General features: G+C 62.6%; 13 protein-coding genes. 5 read left to right on the top strand and 8 right to left on the bottom strand.

All coding sequences use genetic code 11. The features are described from left to right. Nucleotides 1–42: 42 nt before the first annotated feature. Complete coding sequence (locus tag AC1Q6X_RS02815; protein WP_492494962.1) at nt 43–1,596, bottom strand: NAD(P)H-hydrate dehydratase; 1,554 nt, start codon at nt 1,594–1,596, stop codon at nt 43–45. 131 nt (nt 1,597–1,727) lie between these two features. Between AC1Q6X_RS02815 and AC1Q6X_RS02810 the strand changes: the two genes are divergently transcribed. Further along, nucleotides 1,728–5,300 carry a hydantoinase B/oxoprolinase family protein gene (locus AC1Q6X_RS02810; protein WP_492494960.1) on the top strand — a complete coding sequence of 1,191 codons (3,573 nt, stop codon included), beginning with the start codon at nt 1,728–1,730 and terminating at the stop codon, nt 5,298–5,300. On the opposite strand, the gene AC1Q6X_RS02805 is transcribed toward AC1Q6X_RS02810, so the two are convergent. Continuing rightward, entirely contained in the window at nt 5,282–6,235 is a 954-nt protein-coding gene (locus tag AC1Q6X_RS02805) for an AraC family transcriptional regulator (protein ID WP_492494958.1), read from the bottom strand. The two genes, AC1Q6X_RS02810 and AC1Q6X_RS02805, sit on opposite strands and share 19 nt — an antisense overlap. 179 nt (nt 6,236–6,414) lie before the next feature. On the opposite strand from AC1Q6X_RS02805, the gene AC1Q6X_RS02800 reads away from it, so the two are divergent. The 3 genes from AC1Q6X_RS02800 to AC1Q6X_RS02790 all read left to right on the top strand — a co-directional run bounded on the left by AC1Q6X_RS02800 (nt 6,415) and on the right by AC1Q6X_RS02790 (nt 10,834). Beyond that, nucleotides 6,415–7,461: an NAD(P)-dependent alcohol dehydrogenase gene (locus tag AC1Q6X_RS02800; protein WP_492494956.1), complete on the top strand. Its 1,047-nt coding sequence runs from the start codon at nt 6,415–6,417 to the stop codon at nt 7,459–7,461. 299 nt (nt 7,462–7,760) lie between these two features. Then, a complete protein-coding gene (locus AC1Q6X_RS02795; RefSeq protein WP_492494954.1) occupies nt 7,761–10,187 on the top strand; it encodes a membrane-bound PQQ-dependent dehydrogenase, glucose/quinate/shikimate family in 2,427 nt (808 codons plus the stop codon). 11 nt (nt 10,188–10,198) lie between these two features. After that, a complete protein-coding gene (locus tag AC1Q6X_RS02790; RefSeq protein WP_409026406.1) occupies nt 10,199–10,834 on the top strand; it encodes a TetR/AcrR family transcriptional regulator in 636 nt (211 codons plus the stop codon). A 412-nt stretch (nt 10,835–11,246) separates the two neighbouring features. On the opposite strand, the gene AC1Q6X_RS02785 is transcribed toward AC1Q6X_RS02790, so the two are convergent. The 5 genes from AC1Q6X_RS02785 to AC1Q6X_RS02765 form a co-directional block, all read right to left on the bottom strand. Further along, complete coding sequence (locus AC1Q6X_RS02785; protein WP_492494951.1) at nt 11,247–11,603, bottom strand: hypothetical protein; 357 nt, start codon at nt 11,601–11,603, stop codon at nt 11,247–11,249. A gap of 127 nt (nt 11,604–11,730) precedes the next feature. Then, complete coding sequence (locus tag AC1Q6X_RS02780) at nt 11,731–11,925, bottom strand: hypothetical protein (RefSeq protein ID WP_143450122.1); 195 nt, start codon at nt 11,923–11,925, stop codon at nt 11,731–11,733. A gap of 140 nt (nt 11,926–12,065) precedes the next feature. Then, a complete protein-coding gene (locus tag AC1Q6X_RS02775; protein WP_492494949.1) occupies nt 12,066–12,488 on the bottom strand; it encodes a hypothetical protein in 423 nt (140 codons plus the stop codon). Between the two features lie 185 nt (nt 12,489–12,673). After that, a complete protein-coding gene (locus AC1Q6X_RS02770; RefSeq protein WP_492494947.1) occupies nt 12,674–12,964 on the bottom strand; it encodes a hypothetical protein in 291 nt (96 codons plus the stop codon). Between the two features lie 728 nt (nt 12,965–13,692). After that, on the bottom strand, nt 13,693–14,040 hold the full coding sequence (locus AC1Q6X_RS02765) for a hypothetical protein (RefSeq protein ID WP_230503471.1): 348 nt from the start codon (nt 14,038–14,040) through the stop codon (nt 13,693–13,695). Nucleotides 14,041–14,493: 453 nt separating this feature from the next. Here AC1Q6X_RS02765 and AC1Q6X_RS02760 point away from each other — a divergent pair, with 453 nt between their 5' ends. Further along, entirely contained in the window at nt 14,494–14,796 is a 303-nt protein-coding gene (locus AC1Q6X_RS02760) for an HNH endonuclease (RefSeq protein ID WP_070310833.1), read from the top strand. A 79-nt stretch (nt 14,797–14,875) separates the two neighbouring features. Here AC1Q6X_RS02760 and AC1Q6X_RS02755 read toward each other — a convergent pair whose 3' ends face one another. Then, a complete protein-coding gene (locus AC1Q6X_RS02755) occupies nt 14,876–15,799 on the bottom strand; it encodes a LysR family transcriptional regulator (protein WP_492494944.1) in 924 nt (307 codons plus the stop codon). Nucleotides 15,800–15,824: the final 25 nt, after the last annotated feature.

The following is a 15,824-nucleotide window of genomic DNA, read 5'->3' as shown; positions in this document are numbered from 1 at the left end:
TCGGATTAGCGCAGCGTAATCTAACGCCACCACACCGCATGCCTATGCCGACAAGGCATTGATCAAGCTGCGTATCGCCGGGATCAATTCCCCCGCCGTCAAGCCGATGGGGCCGCTGCCTGCCGCCACCAGCGCATCGGCCGCCGCCCCGTGCAGCCAGACGGCGCCGAGCGCCGCTTCCCATTCCGGCCAGCCTTGCGCCAGCAGGCTGCCGCACAGGCCGGACAGCACGTCGCCCGTGCCGGCCGTGGCCAGCGCGGGGCCGCCCGTGTTGTTGACGACCACCTGGCCATCGGGCGCGGCGATCACCGTGCCCGACCCTTTCAATACGACGATCACGCCCAGCTGCGCCGCCAGCTGGCGCGCCGCGCCCAGGCGGTCGGCCTGCACCTCGGCTACCGTCATGTCGAGCAGCCGGGCCGCTTCCAGCGGATGCGGCGTCAATATCGTCGCGCCCGCGCCCGTGCGCACGGCCAGCGCCGATTGCAGCTCCGGCTCGGCCGCCATCAGGTTCAGCGCATCGGCATCGAGCAGCAGCGGGCTGTCGCTGTCAATGGCGCGCTGCAGCAGTTCCACCGTATCGGCATCGTCGCCCAGGCCCGGACCCGCCACCAGCGCGGCAAAGTGCAGGCCCGAGAAATCCACGTCCTGGGCGCGGCGGCACATCAGTTCCGGCTGGCCGCTGTCGAAGGCGGGCGGTGCATCGGGAAACGCGATATACACTCTTCCCGCGCCCGCATGCAGGGCTGTGCGGGCCGCCAGGATGGGCGCGCCGGCCATGCCTTGCGCGCCGCCGATGACGGCCACGCTGCCGTAGCTGCCCTTGTGCGTATTTTGCCGGCGCGGCTGCAACTGGCGCGCGAACAGGTGCAGGCCGCCCAGCTGGGCCCTGGCTTCCGGCAGCAGGGACGGATCGATGGCCAGCGCCGCCACTTCCACTTCGCCCGCGTAGTCGCGGCCATTCGCCGTGTGCAGGCCCGGCTTGTCGCCGATGAAGGTGAGCGTGTGCGTGGCGCGGATGGCGACGCCGTCGACGGCGCCCGTGTCCGCGTGCAGGCCGCTGGGCACGTCGAGGGCCAGCACGGGGCAATCGAGATTGTTGACGAGCTGCGCCATGTCGCGGCATTCGCCTTCCAGGGGGCGCGACGCGCCGATGCCGAACAGGCCATCGATGACCAGGTGCCACGGCGCGGCGCCCACGGCGGCCGAGGCCATGGACGTTGCCGCATCCATGAAGCGCACGGCGCTGTTGCGGGCGCGGCTCAGGGCCTGTTCGCGTTCGGGCGACGTGGCCGGTGCTTCGGGCGCCAGCCAGACGAGCACTTCGAGGCCGCTGGCGGCCAGGTGCGCGGCCGCTTCCAGCGCATCGCCGCCATTGTCGCCGGGGCCGGCCAGCACCAGCACGCGCCGGTGGCCCGCCTCGTCGCCATCCTCCTGGGCGTGCAGCAGCTTCAGGGCGGCGCTGGCGGCGGCCTGGCCCGCGCGCTGCATCAGCAGCCCTTGCGGCAGGTCGCGCAGGGCCGCTTGTTCGATGGCGCGCAGTTCGGCGATGGAGTACAGCGCGAGGGTGTTACCGGCAGAGTCGATCAGGGTCATGGGGTGTTCCGTTAGTCAGCATGTCTTCAACATAAGGCCGAAGCGGGCGAAAGGCAAGGCGCGCACGCCTGAAACGCGCCCCTGTTTGGCGGCTACAATAGCCATCTCACATAAGCGCGGGGGGCAGGGCGATGGACTGGCAATTCTGGATCGACCGGGGCGGCACTTTTACCGACATCGTGGCGCGCCGTCCTGACGGCAGCCTGGCCACGCACAAGCTGCTGTCGGAGAATCCGGGCCAGTACCGCGACGCGGCGCTGGCCGGCATGCGCCAGCTGATGGGTCTTTCGCCCGGCGCGCCTCTGCCGGTGGAACAGGTGGGCGCCATCAAGATGGGCACGACGGTGGCGACCAATGCACTGCTCGAACGCAAGGGCGAGCCCACCGTGCTGGCCATCACGCGCGGTTTTCGCGACGCCTTGCGCATCGCCTACCAGAACCGCCCGCAGCTGTTCGCGCGCCAGATCATCTTGCCGGAACTGCTGTACGGCGACGTGATCGAGATCGATGAACGTGTGGGCGCCCATGGTGAAGTGGTCGCGCCGCTCGACGAGGCGGCTGCCCGCGCCGCGCTGGCACACGCGCATGCGCGCGGCGTGCGCGCCATCGCCATTGTGCTGATGCACGGCTACCGCTACCACGCGCACGAGGCGCGGCTGGCGCAGCTGGCGCGCGAAACGGGCTTTACGCAGGTGTCCGTGTCGCACGAGGTCAGCCCCATGATGAAACTGGTGGCGCGCGGCGACACCACCGTCGTCGACGCCTACCTGTCGCCGATCCTGCGCCGCTACGTCGACCAGCTGGCGATGGAGCTGCCCGGCGTGCACCTGCAATTCATGCAGTCGAACGGCGGCTTGACGGATGCGCGCGCCTTCCAGGGCAAGGACAGCATTTTGTCCGGTCCCGCCGGCGGCATCGTCGGCATGGTGCGCGCCAGCGCGCTGGCCGGCTTCGACAAGGTCATCGGCTTCGACATGGGCGGCACGTCCACCGACGTGTCGCATTACGCGGGCGAGTTCGAGCGCGTGTTCGAGACGCAGATCGCCGGCGTGCGCATGCGCGCCCCCATGATGAGCATCCACACGGTGGCGGCGGGCGGCGGCTCCATCCTGCATTTCGACGGCGCCCGCTACAAGGTGGGGCCGGACAGCGCGGGCGCCAATCCCGGCCCCGCCAGCTACCGGCGCGGCGGCCCGCTGGCCGTCACCGACTGTAACGTCATGCTGGGCAAGCTGCAGCCCGCCTTCTTCCCCCGCGTCTTCGGCCCCGACGCCGATGAAGCGCTGGATGCGGCCACGGTGCGCGCCCAGTTTGAAGCGCTGGCGCGCACGGTGGACTCGACGCCGGAACAGGTGGCCGAAGGTTATATTGCCATCGCCGTAGGCAATATGGCCAACGCCATCAAGCAGATTTCCGTGCAGCGGGGCCACGACGTCACCGACTATACGCTCACCAGCTTTGGCGGCGCGGGCGGCCAGCATGCCTGCCTCGTGGCCGACGCGCTGGGCATGCGCACGGTCTTCATCCACAGCCTGGCGGGCGTGATGTCGGCCTACGGCATGGGCCTGGCCGACCAGAGCGCCATGCGCGAACGGGCCATCGAGGCGGCCCTGGGCGTGGACCTGGCGCGCCATTTCGAGACCTTGGGCGCGCAGGCGCGCGACGACTTGCTGCGCCAGGGCGTGGAAGGGGAGCGCATCGTGCTCGTGCATCGCGTGCACCTGCGCTACGAAGGCACGGATACGGCCCTCGTCGTGCTGTTCGATACGGCCGCCGGCATGCAGGCGCAATTCGAAACTGCATACAAAAAACGCTTTTCCTTTTTGATGCCGGCGCGCGCCCTGATCGTCGAAGCCATTTCCGTGGAAGCCATCGGCGCGTCCGATGCGCCGGAACCGGCCGCGCCCGCGTATGCGCCCCGTGAAGGCGCGCTGGCGCCCGTGCAGACGGTGGCCATGTACTGCGCCGGCGCGTGGCGCGACAGCAGCCTGTATGGGGCGGACAGCCTGCGGCCCGGCGATACTATCGACGGCCCGGCCATCGTCAGCGACGCCAATGCCACCACCGTGATCGAGCCGGGCTGGCGCGCCGAAGTGACGGCGCACGGCCATTTGATCTTGCGCAGAGTCGTCGCGGTGCCGGAGCGTGTCGCCATCGGGACCAATGCCGACCCCGTGATGCTGGAAATTTTCAACAACCTGTTCATGTCGATCGCCGAGCAGATGGGCCTGCGCCTGCAGAACACGGCCCATTCCGTCAACATCAAGGAGCGGCTCGATTTCAGCTGCGCCATCTTCGACGCCCAGGGCCACCTGATCGCCAATGCGCCGCACATGCCCGTGCACCTCGGTTCCATGGGCGAGAGCATCCGCACCGTCATGACGCGCAATGCGGGCGCCATGCGGCCCGGCGACGTCTTCATGCTGAACGACCCGTATCACGGCGGCACGCATTTGCCCGACGTGACGGTCATTTCCCCCGTGTTTGACGAAGCGGGCGACGCCATCCTGTTCTATGTCGGTTCGCGCGGCCACCATGCCGATATCGGCGGCACCACGCCCGGCTCCATGCCGCCCGATTCCACGCGCATCGAGGAAGAGGGTGTCCTGATCGACAATTTCAAGCTGGTCGACGGCGCCACCGGTTTGCTGCGCGAAGCGGAAACCCTGGCCCTGCTGGCGGGCGCCAGCTGGCCCGCCCGCAATCCCCGGCAAAACCTGGCGGACCTGCGCGCCCAGGTGGCGGCCAACCAGAAGGGGGCCGAGGAACTGCATAACATGGTCGCGCATTTTGGCTTGCCTGTCGTGCAAGCCTACATGGGCCACGTGCAGGACAACGCCGAGGAAGCCGTGCGCCGGGTCATCACCACTTTGAAGGATGGCAGCTACGCGCTGGACCTGGATAACGGCGCGCGCGTCCAGGTGGCGATCAAGGTGGACGTGGCGCAGCGCAGCGCCGTCATCGACTTCACGGGGACGTCCGTCCAGCTGCCGAACAATTTCAATGCGCCGTCCGCCGTCTGCATGGCGGCCGTGCTGTACGTGTTCCGTACCCTCGTCGACGACGAGATACCGCTCAATGCGGGCTGCCTGAAGCCCTTGACCGTGATCATCCCGCCCGGCTCCATGCTCAATCCGCAGTACCCGGCCTCCGTCGTCTCGGGCAACGTGGAAACCTCGACCTGCATCACCAACGCCCTGTACGGCGCGCTGGGGGCGATGGCCGCCTCGCAAGGCACGATGAACAATTTCACGTTCGGCAGCGAGCAATATCAGTATTACGAGACGATATCGGGCGGCTCGGGCGCCGGTCCCGGCTTCGACGGCACGGACGTGGTGCAGACGAACATGACCAATTCGCGCCTGACGGACCCGGAAATCCTCGAGTGGCGCTTCCCCGTGCGCCTCGACAGCTACGGCATCCGCGCCGGTTCCGGCGGCGCGGGGCGCTGGCACGGCGGCAATGGCGGCGTGCGCCGGGTGCGCTTTCTGGAACCGATGACGGCGGCGATTTTGTCGAACAACCGCATTATTCCGCCGTTCGGCATGGACGGCGGCGAGGCGGGCGCGCTGGGGCGCAATTACGTCGAGCGCGCGGACGGCACGGTGGAGCCGCTCGCGCATATCGGCAAGACTGCCATGCTTCCTGGCGACGTGTTCGTCATCGAGACGCCGGGCGGCGGCGGTTACGGCAAGACGGAATAGGCCAGGTCAGCGCTGGCGCCGCTCAGCTGCGCCCTCACTTGGCCCACGTCGCGCATGGGTGCGCGGCCGAACTGGCGGCTGTATTCTCGGCTGAACTGCGACTCGCTGGCGTAGCCGACGCGGTAGCCGGCCGTGCCCGCATCGATCTGTTCGACCAGCATGAGGCGCCGCGCTTCCTGCAGGCGCAGCAGCTTCTGGTACTGCATCGGCGTCATGGCCGTAATCGCCTTGAAGTGGTGGTGCAGCGAGGACATGCTCATGTTCGCCATGCCGGCCAGGTGCTCGATGCGCAGCGGCTGCGCGTAATGGTGCTTGATCCAGTCGATGGCTTGCGCCACCTGGTGCGACTGGCTGCTGGCCAGCGCCATGTGGCGCAGGCGCGCGCCGACGGGACCGTTGAGCAGGCGGTAGGTCAGTTCGCGGCGGATCAAGGGCGCCAAGGTGGCGATTTCCTCCGGCTTGTCGAGCAGGCGCACGAGGCGCAGCATGGCGTCGAGCAGTTCGGCCGACACGTCGCTGACGGAAATGCCGCGCGTGGCGGGCAGGATTTTCTGCTGCGCCGCGCCGGCTGCGCCGCTGGCGCTTTCGCTGTCGAGCAGCGCGGCCACGTCGGCGATGTCGATGCCCAGCACCACGCACAGGTGCGGCTGCTCCACGCTCGCCTCCACCACGCGCACCTGCACCGGCAGGTCGACGGACGTCAGCAGATACTGCATGCGGCTGTAGTGGAAGGTTTCGCTGCCCAGGGTCACGTCCTTCGCCCCTTGCGCGATGATGGCCACGCTGGGGCGCGCCGCATGGAACAGCGATTCCGTGACGGACGACTGGCGGTGGAAGGTGAGGTTGCCGATGGCCGTCGTGAAGTCGCCCGTGCGCGGCGCGTGGCGGACGATCAGGGCGGCGATTTCATCTTGCGGAGTAAGTGGCGTGGGCATGGAGGTCAGTATGCGTGAGGCGAGGGAGGGCAGGGGCTGATCTTACGCAGATTTGGAGGATCGTGCAAAGGTCTTGCAGGATCGCGGTAACGGCGGCGCGGCATCTGGGGCACACTTGTGCAATCGCATGCACGGCACGCGTCTCCCCTCGTAACACACCTATAGATACAGGAGTTTTCATGACCACCATCGCCAAAGGCTACGCCGCACTGGGCCCGACCTCCGCACTGCAACCGTTCACGTTCGAGCGCCGCGCCCCGCGCGAAGACGACGTGGCCATCTCGATCAAATACTGCGGCGTGTGCCATTCCGACATCCACCAGGCGCGCGACGAATGGGGCGGCGCTGCCTTCCCCATGGTGCCCGGCCATGAAATCGCGGGCATCGTCACGGCCGTCGGCGCCAATGTGAGCAAGTTCAAGGTGGGCGACCACGTGGGCGTGGGCTGCTTCGTCGATTCCTGCACCACCTGCAAGACGCGCAACGTGGACCTGGAACAGTACATGCCGGGCCTGATCCAGACCTACAACGGCCTGGAAGCGGACGGCAAGACGGCCACGCAGGGCGGCTACTCGGACAGCATCGTCGTCAAGGAAGGCTATGTGCTGTCGATTCCCGACAACCTGCCGCTGGACGCTGCCGCGCCGCTGCTGTGCGCCGGCATCACGCTGTATTCGCCGCTGAACCACTGGAAGGCCGGCCCCGGCAAGCAGGTCGCCATCCTGGGCATGGGCGGCCTGGGCCACATGGGCGTCAAGATCGCCCACGCCATGGGCGCCGAAGTGACGGTGCTGAGCCAGACCCTGTCGAAGCGCGAAGACGGCCTGCGCCTGGGCGCCGACCATTACTACGCCACCAACGACGCGGAAACGTTCAGCAAGCTGGCCGGCACGTTTGATCTGATCATCTGCACGGTGGGCGCGGCCATCGACTGGAACCAGTACATCAACCTGCTGAAAGTCGATGGCAACATGGTCATCGTCGGCATCCCGGACGGCGCCGTGCCGCCCGTGAACGCCTTCGGCCTGGTGGGCGCGCGCCGCAGCCTGTCCGGCTCCATGATCGGTTCGATCAAGGAAACCCAGGAAATGCTCGATTTCTGCGGCAAGCACAATATCGTGTCCGACATCGAGATCATCCGCATCCAGGATATCAATGAGGCGTTTGAGCGCGTGGTCAAGAGCGACGTCAGGTATCGTTTCGTCATCGATATGGCGTCGCTGTAACACCCGGCGCGCCTGTGTTTGTTGGATTACGCGCTTTGCGCTAATCCAACCTACGCCTGTCCAGCGGTCCGGTTCGTCTGATTAGTGCGGTAGGTCGGATTAGCGCCTAGGCGCGTAATCCGACAACCCTGCCAGCTCCCCATCCCCGCCCAAAATCAAGAACCCATGTCAATTTTTCTTTCCTTGCGTCAAAAATCGGCATAAAATGAAACCGTACAGTACAGTTTCACTACGTAGATTTAAAAAACCAGCCATCCCCGGCGTGCTTGCCTGGGCAGGGGAGGCGTCATGGATAAAAAATGGACACTTCAGTAAATAAAGACGCGCCGGCGATCCCGGCGGTCTTCAGGGGCAAGCGGCTTGCCCTGACGGCTTTCGGTATCTTTCTTGGTTTTTCCGGCCTGGCCCTGGCGGCGGGCGGCATCGAACTCATCACCCTTGGCGGTTCCTGGTATTACCTGCCGGCCGGCCTGGGCCTCATCCTCGCCGGTGTGCTGTATCTGCGCCGCAAACCGCTGGCCAGTGCCGTCGTCGCCGCGCTGCTCGTCGCGACACTGATCTGGGCCGTGTGGGAAATCGGCTTTGCCTTCTGGCCCATGGTGCCGCGCCTGGTGCCGTTCCTCGTCATCGGCCTGGTGGCTGCCTTGCTGCATCCGTGGCTGGCCGGGCGTTCACACAGTGGCCAGTCACGCGGTTTCGCGGCCCTGTTTGCCGTCGTGCTGGCGGCCGGTTTCGCCACGATGTTCAAGCCGCATGGCGTGACGGAGGCCACGGCGCAGCCGCAGCAGGATGCGGTGGCGGCCATCAATGACGGCAGCGCCAACTGGGCGCATTACGGCTATGGACCGTCGGGCACGCGCTTCGCGCCGTACACGCAGATCGGCAAGGCCAACGTCGAGCAGCTGCAAGTGGCGTGGACCTACCGCTCGGGCGAACTGGCCGAAGGGGCGTCCGAATCGCAAAACACGCCGCTGCAGATCGGCGACACCATTTATACGTGCACGCCGACGAGCAAGGTCATCGCGCTCGACGCGGACACGGGCAAGGAACGCTGGACCTTCGATCCGAAGCCGGCCAACACGAAGACGTGGAACCGCTGCCGCGGCGTCGGCTACTACGAGCCGGCCAAGGTGACAAAGCCGTTCCAGTTCGAGGGCATGCAGGCGGTCAGCGCGCCGGTGGCGGGCGCGTGCGCCAAGCGCATCGTGCAGGTGACCATGGATGCGCGCCTGATCGAGATCGACGCGCAGACGGGCAAGCAGTGCGAGGGTTTTGGCGACAAGGGCTCCGTCGACCTGACGGTCGGCCTGGGCAAGGTCAAGATGAACGTGCCGTATTACGCCTACACGTCCGCGCCCACCGTGGCGCGCAACCTGATCATCCTCGGCGGCTGGGTCTTCGATGGCCGCTCGACCGATGAACCGTCGGGCGTCGTGCGCGCCTACAGCGCCGACACGGGGGAGCTGGTGTGGGCGTGGGACCTCGGTAATCCGGCCATCACGAAGCTGCCGCCGGAAGGGCAGACCTACACGCGCAGCACGCCGAATATGTGGTCGGCGCCCGCGTTCGACGATGCGCTGGGCCTGGTCTACCTGCCGACGGGGAACGAGCAGCCGGACTTCTGGGGCGGCAAGCGTCCGCCGCTGACGGAGAAGTATTCGTCGGCCATCGTCGCCCTCGACATGGCCACGGGCCGCGAGCGCTGGACGTATCAAACCGTTCACCACGATATCTGGGATTACGACGTGGCCGCGCAGCCCGCCCTGTACGACGTCCCGGACGGCAAGGGTGGAAAAATTCCCGCGCTGGTGCAGCTGACCAAACGGGGCCAGATCTTCATGCTGGACCGCCGCACGGGCAAGCCGATTGCGGACGTGGTGGAAAAACCCGTGCCGCAGGAGCATGCGGCCGGCGACTGGGTCTCCAAAACGCAGCCATATTCGACCGGCATGCCGGCCCTCGGCGCGGAAACGCTGACGGAGCGCGACATGTGGGGTGCCACCTTCTTCGACCAGCTGGCTTGCCGCATCAGCTTCCGCAAGCTCAATTACAAAGGGGAGTTCACGGCGCCAAGCACGCAAGAGACCTTGATTTATCCAGGCTACTACGGCGGCTTCAACTGGGGTGGCGCGGCCGTCGATGAAAGCAACGGCTATATGTTCGTCAATGATATCCGCATGCCGCAGGTGGTCAGGCTGGTGCCGCGCGAAACGGTGGACGTGGCCAAGCTGACGTCGGGCCACGGCGTGGGCAGCACCTATCCGATGGATGGCACGCCGTTCGTCATCGACCACAAGGCCTTCAATTCGCCGCTGGGCATACCGTGCCAAAGCCCGCCCTGGGGCGTGTTTGCCGCCATCGACCTGAAAACCCGCACCAAGGTATGGGAGCGCCCGGCCGGCACGGTGCGCGATGCCGTCATCCACGGCGTGCGCGCAAGCCTGCCCATCCCGCTGGGCATGCCGACCCTGGGCGGCGGCGTCAGTACGGCGTCCGGCCTGGTGTTTTATGCGGGCACGCAGGATTACTATTTGCGCGCCATGGATATCGCCACGGGCCGCGAAGTGTGGAAGGCGCGCATGCCTGTCGGTTCGCAAGGCACGCCGATGACGTATGTGTCGCCCACGTCGGGCCGCCAGTACGTCGTGGTGGTCGCGGGCGGTGCCCGCCAGAGCCCGGACCGGGGGGATTACGTGATAGCATACGCGCTTTCCAAGACACAGTAAGAGTTTGCTCCATGCCCCAGTTGCGCACCGTTCCCGCTTCCCCGAGTACCCGAAGCGAGGAGCGGCGGCGCAAGCTGCTGGTGGCGGCGGCGGACCTCTTCCTCGCCTCCGGCTACGACGGCGTCAGCATGGACGCCATCGTGGCCGAGGCGGGCGGCTCGAAAGCCACCGCCTACCGCTACTTCGGCAGCAAGCAGGAACTGCTGGTGGCCGTGGTCGAGTACCTGTGCGCCGACTTCATCATCGCGCTGCGCCAGCTCGATACGTCGCAGGCGGGCCTGGAGCAGGGTTTGCAGCTGATCCTCGATGAATTGGTGGCCGTCGTCACCAGCCCCCGCCACGTGGATTTCTACCGCCTTGTCGTCACGGGCGCGGCCGCCGTGCCGGCCGTGGGCCAGACCTGGTACGAGCACGGCCCGCAAGTGTGGCACGCATTGATATTGCGCCTGCTGGAGCAGCAGCGCACGCAGGGTCGCATCGCGCCCGCCACCTCGTTTTCCAATCTGCCGCAGATCCTGTTCGACGCCGTCTTCTCGCACCTGACCACGCGCACCGTGATGCTGGGGCAGGGCGGCGATGCCGCCACGTTTCGGCCCTTGATCGCGGAGCTGATCGAGCTGGTGGTGGCGCGGGTGGAGCGCAGGTAAGCGGCGAAAAGAGACTTGAGCCCATCGGGCAGCATGCTTTAGCCATAGCATCACTCCTGCCAAGAACCCGCCGGTCATCCTGTCGCTGACTGTCGTGTCGCTGACTGCCGTGTACGTCCGCTGTCGCCCCAAAGCAGCCGTTCACATTTGGTGTATCCATTCCACTTGACCGTCAAGAAGTGTGACCCAAACTCGTACATCTGGAGGATCGACAACTGCCACCGTGGGGTCCGTTACTGCTGGAACGACGTAAATCGCCTCCCACCTGCTCGGCTCTTTGCTGCCAATCCGGCCAGGAAGGATGTACTCAATGGCATTTGACGACAAATATTTCTCAGCAATCCTGAGACACAGATCTTCGGTCATCGCGTTCCTTGGAAATTATCGAATGGCCGCTCCTGGCCGGTTGGAGTCACTCTGCTGATGTCATTGGGGCTTCACGGAGTATGAACCTGCTCGCCATCTGGTTCCAGCTAGCAGCCCGCCCTTGAAGAAATAACAGCTGTCCATACTCATCCATATTTGAATCTCGGTGAGTTAAGCGTAGCCATTTTTCATAAAATACGTCAAAGTCTTCCTGAGTCATTTGAGGTAAAAACTTATCGGTATAATCAAAGAGGGCAAGGAACTCAGTGTTAGGCCGCAACGATATTGAGCGCAATGGTTCAATGCCGAGCAAACCCATCAGCAACTCCAATTCGTCGTCACTGGCGAGCGTAACCGAGAAAAACTCGGCACAGGCCGCCGCCATTAAGGCTTCAATCGACAAAGACGCTGTTGCACTTGGTTCGTTTGACGATGCGAATAGATAGCTTTGAATTCTCGCCTCCACTACAGTTGAGATGATATCGACGTCCAGTAGTCCGTCTGCTTCTGGCCGGTTTAAGCCTTATATTTTATTGCCAACGGATTTTCCATCCAGACTCGGCAATGAACTGAGACACGCCGCTCAAAGTCTCCACCCATGAATCAAAAGCACGATTTGGATTTGGACCTCCACTACCGTCCCACCATTCAACGATGAAATAGCCTCCTGTTTTTTCCGGGTCATACTCAACTCGAACCTGATGAGTTGGATGTTCAGAATTCATGATAGTTCCTGTTGTGTTAATTTTTACCATACCTATCTCTGCTCGACGCGGTTTCACTATCTTTCGTCCGTCTGCTCCTGGCCGGTTGCCGTCGTTGGCAAGTTCCACCCCAATTCGGACCTTCGCGATTGGACTGATAGCTAGTAGTCCGAGCCATAGTCGTTGATTGTTATTGGCATACTAAATAAGGCCGCCAGTCTGTTGGCATTGCTCTGAAGCCAGAGTAATGCATCTTCATTAAAATGGTCCGCCGCGAAGAAGACCACAGAGCGTCGATTTTCCAACATCCTTACCTCAAATGAAACAAAGCCAGGACCCTTCGCTCTGCGCATGAAGCAGACTGATAAGGCCTCTATGTTTTCAACGTCAATTGAAATTACTTGGTTTTTTCTGGCTATTCCAATGGAGTTCGAACTACAGTCCTTCCACCCAATTAAATGCCAATACTTGGCATCTACGCAGAGTTCGGCCACACGCGGTGGAGCCCCATCGTGATTGCTCCGGCCGGGAGGAATTGTGAATGGCCATGAAACGCTTTCGTCGAGAACTTCTACTTGAATCATGAATGGCCTCAAACCGGACAGATGGCAATTAATAAAGTCGCGTGAATCGCTTTTGGCCGCTAGCGGCCCATGAGCATAGCGAAATGTCAAGCGAGAAAAGTCACGCATTGTCACGTCAACGCGAATGGCTGCTCTTGGCCGAAGGCCGCCGTCAGCCCCACTGCAATTATTTGCATCGTAGCCATTCATCCCAAAATTTGAGAAGCGAGGTCACGATAATCGGTTATCGGCCCGGCAGTCTCGCTGTCGAACCATCTACAAAATTCCTCGTGAACTAAAAGTTGCGCATCGGCTTCAGATTTGGCATGCCTCAGTCGGGGAATAATTGTCCCGACCTCTGGTTCGTATTCGTCTGTGTTCGTTTCAAAATTAATACCAATTGGGTCAGCCTCGAAAAGTAGCTTTGATAGCGCATCGAAGAGCTCACGATACTGTAGTCGAACAGCCTTTCTCTTCTCTATCTCGATGCTAACCATCAATACTATCCTGTTTTCCGGCTATAAAAATGACAGTCTGCTCCTGGCCGATAACGGAAGCACTATGCGGCTCTCCAAATTGATTCGAACTCTTGATGGGAAATCGCACTGTACCCTGACTCCGATAAATCGAGAGGCTTTTCTGAGATCCCGCCAAATTCGTCGCTCTCATGCTCGGCACTATAGCAAAGCAGCGGACCAGAATCATACTGTTCTATTTGTCGGGTAACCCAGCCTGCACCATCGACTTCAAAGTACCACCAGGACGTACCCCATGCATCGTACCTGTCACCTCTAGTCTCGTCCCAGTGTCTTTTTACGTAACTTGGCATACTTAAATTGAGTAATGAAGGGTAACGTCAGTCGTCCGCTTCTGGCCGGTTGCCGTCTTGTTATATCTTAACCTCTGATGATAAATTGGAGCTCGTATCAACCCATCGTGGGCGGAGTCCTTTCGCAAACTCCTCCCTTACCTTGGTTAACGAATACTCGTCGCCCATGTCTGCTTCAATTTCACCGATGCAGCCCCAACAGTCGCCACCACAGTCAACTGATAGAGGGTCATCTTTCTGGTCCAGTTTTCGACTGCATATACTGCATGTATCTCGCATCTTCAAACCTCTATACGACTACACGTTGTTTGCGGCCACGGCGAGCTTCGGCTTTTGGCCGGTTGCCGTCGTTGGCAGGTTACGCCCCAAAGTGGACTCTCAAATCCTACCAGCGAGCTATGCAATCATCAGCGTTGCGTTGTCAAACGACTCATCGTCCAATGCTAAAATCACTGCACGCATCAGTTCACAATGCGTAGGCGGCAATTCGTGGCCTTTGTGTGATGTATTCCAGTGTTTGTATAGCATCTCCAACTCCACCTTAAAAGCAGTAAGCGTGGCACCCGAAAGGCAGAATCCCGCCTCAGAATCAGCTCGTTCTGTAATTGTACTAATCGTTGGCAGCCCGATATCGAAGCTAGCGGCTTCCCAATAGAGATACACGGTCTGAGCGGAACCCAAGTACAGATTGATGGTTGGCTCAATCGCTGTAGACTGTTTAAATATCATCAGATGATAGGCCACTTAGTTCCTTTAAGTCGCGAGTTGGGCGTCCGCTGCTGGCCGCCAGCGGCCCACGAGCATAACGAATTATCAAGCGAGAAAAGTCACGCATTGTCACCTCAACGTGAATGGCCGTTTGTGGCGGCGGATTCTATCGGTGGTCGCAGCACCTTGGAGTACGCTAAAGTCAAGCGGCCAGCGCAAGCTTCTGCTTGGGCCAGACGCCAGACGCCATGTCGCGCCGATTCTGATGGCAACTGCATCATCAGCATGCAAAATCGCCGGTCCCATCGAGCGCTCCCGGCAGAAGATGGGCCAGGCTGTTGTCGCCAACTGTGACGTTATCACGCGCAGAAGCAGGCGCTCTGCCGCGGCTGCCCCGGCCGGGGCGATGGACTCGTTCCGCCCCCGGGTCGCGTTGCACTAGGGGCGAATGATATAGTGGCGGAAATGTATACACTGAAAGAAACTACCATGAAAAACGATGCAAGCACTCGCCCGCCAGCCAGCCAGGCACCTGCCAGGCTCAGCAAAGGGGACTTCGTCACCGCACTGCGCAAGCAGCTGCAAGAAGAAGGAAAGGCCGGCAAGTCCAGCGTGGACGTACGCGCTGCGACCCTGCACACGGACGTTGGCGTGTATCCGGCGCGCGGCCACTCGATGCCGACCTGTTGCACGGTGATGTATGAAGAGATGCAGCCCGGTGACGAGATTCTGCTGACGCCATCCGGCGGCAAGGGACCGACGCTGCTGGTACGGTATAAACTCCCGCGCTGATCGAACCTTGCCCTGTGCCGTGAACGGGTGTTCACGGCACCGCTCTGGCTTGCGGCGGCAAGCGGCGGACAGAGGCCGCTCAGCGGATGTTCAGTGCCGGTACCTTTGAAAACGCTTCCGCGATGAAGTCCATGAACACGACGGCCCGCGTTGGCAGCAGCCTGTTTGCGACATAGACGATTTGAACCGGGACGGGCAGGGCAGTGTGCGCCGTCAGGAGCAGCTGCAAATTGCCATTCCTGAGTCCTTCCTCGAACAGCCACTGCGGCCCATGTCCGATACCGAGTCCCGCATTGACCAGTTCGCGCACGGCCTCGGGTGAGTTTACCCGTACCTTTCCCGATACTGCTACTTCCGTATCGCGGAAGCGCCATGTGGCACCCGACGACAGCAGGGTGTAGATCACGCAATCGTGCCCGCGCAGATCGTCGGGCGTGACCGGCACGCCGCGTTTGGCGAGATAGCCCTTGCTGGCGACAAACACGCGCTCGAACAGGCCGATGCGCCGCGCGCGCAGGGCGCTGTCTTCCAGATGGCCGATCCGAATTGCCAGTTCCGCTCCTTCATCGACGAGACCCGCATAGCGATCATTGATCTGGAGATCGAGCGCCAGGCCGGGATAGCGCTCCAGGAAGGCGGGGACATGCGGCAAAACAAATGCATGCGCCAGAGCGGTCGGGCACGCGACGCGCAGCAATCCGGACGGATCGACGTTCTCCCTGAAGGACGATTCGGACTCGTCGACGGCGTCAAGGATGCGCCGCACTTCCGCATAGTAGCGTTCCCCTTCGGGCGTGAGGGCAAGCTTGCGCGTTGAGCGGTGCAGCAGCCGCGTCTGCAGATGCTCTTCCAATGCCGCCACATGACGGCTGACGTTGGGCTGCCCCAAGCCCAGGTCGCGGCCGGCAGCGGAGAAGCTCCCCGTCTCCACAGCGCGCGCAAAGCATGTCATCAAAAGAAACCGGTCCAAACTTACTCTCCCCGATTCATGCAATTTGAGCATGAATTATATGCAAAGATACGATCTT

This window comes from Janthinobacterium sp. GW823-FHT06H09, from assembly GCF_058794735.1.
This window is presented reverse-complemented; position numbering and strand designations above follow the sequence as displayed.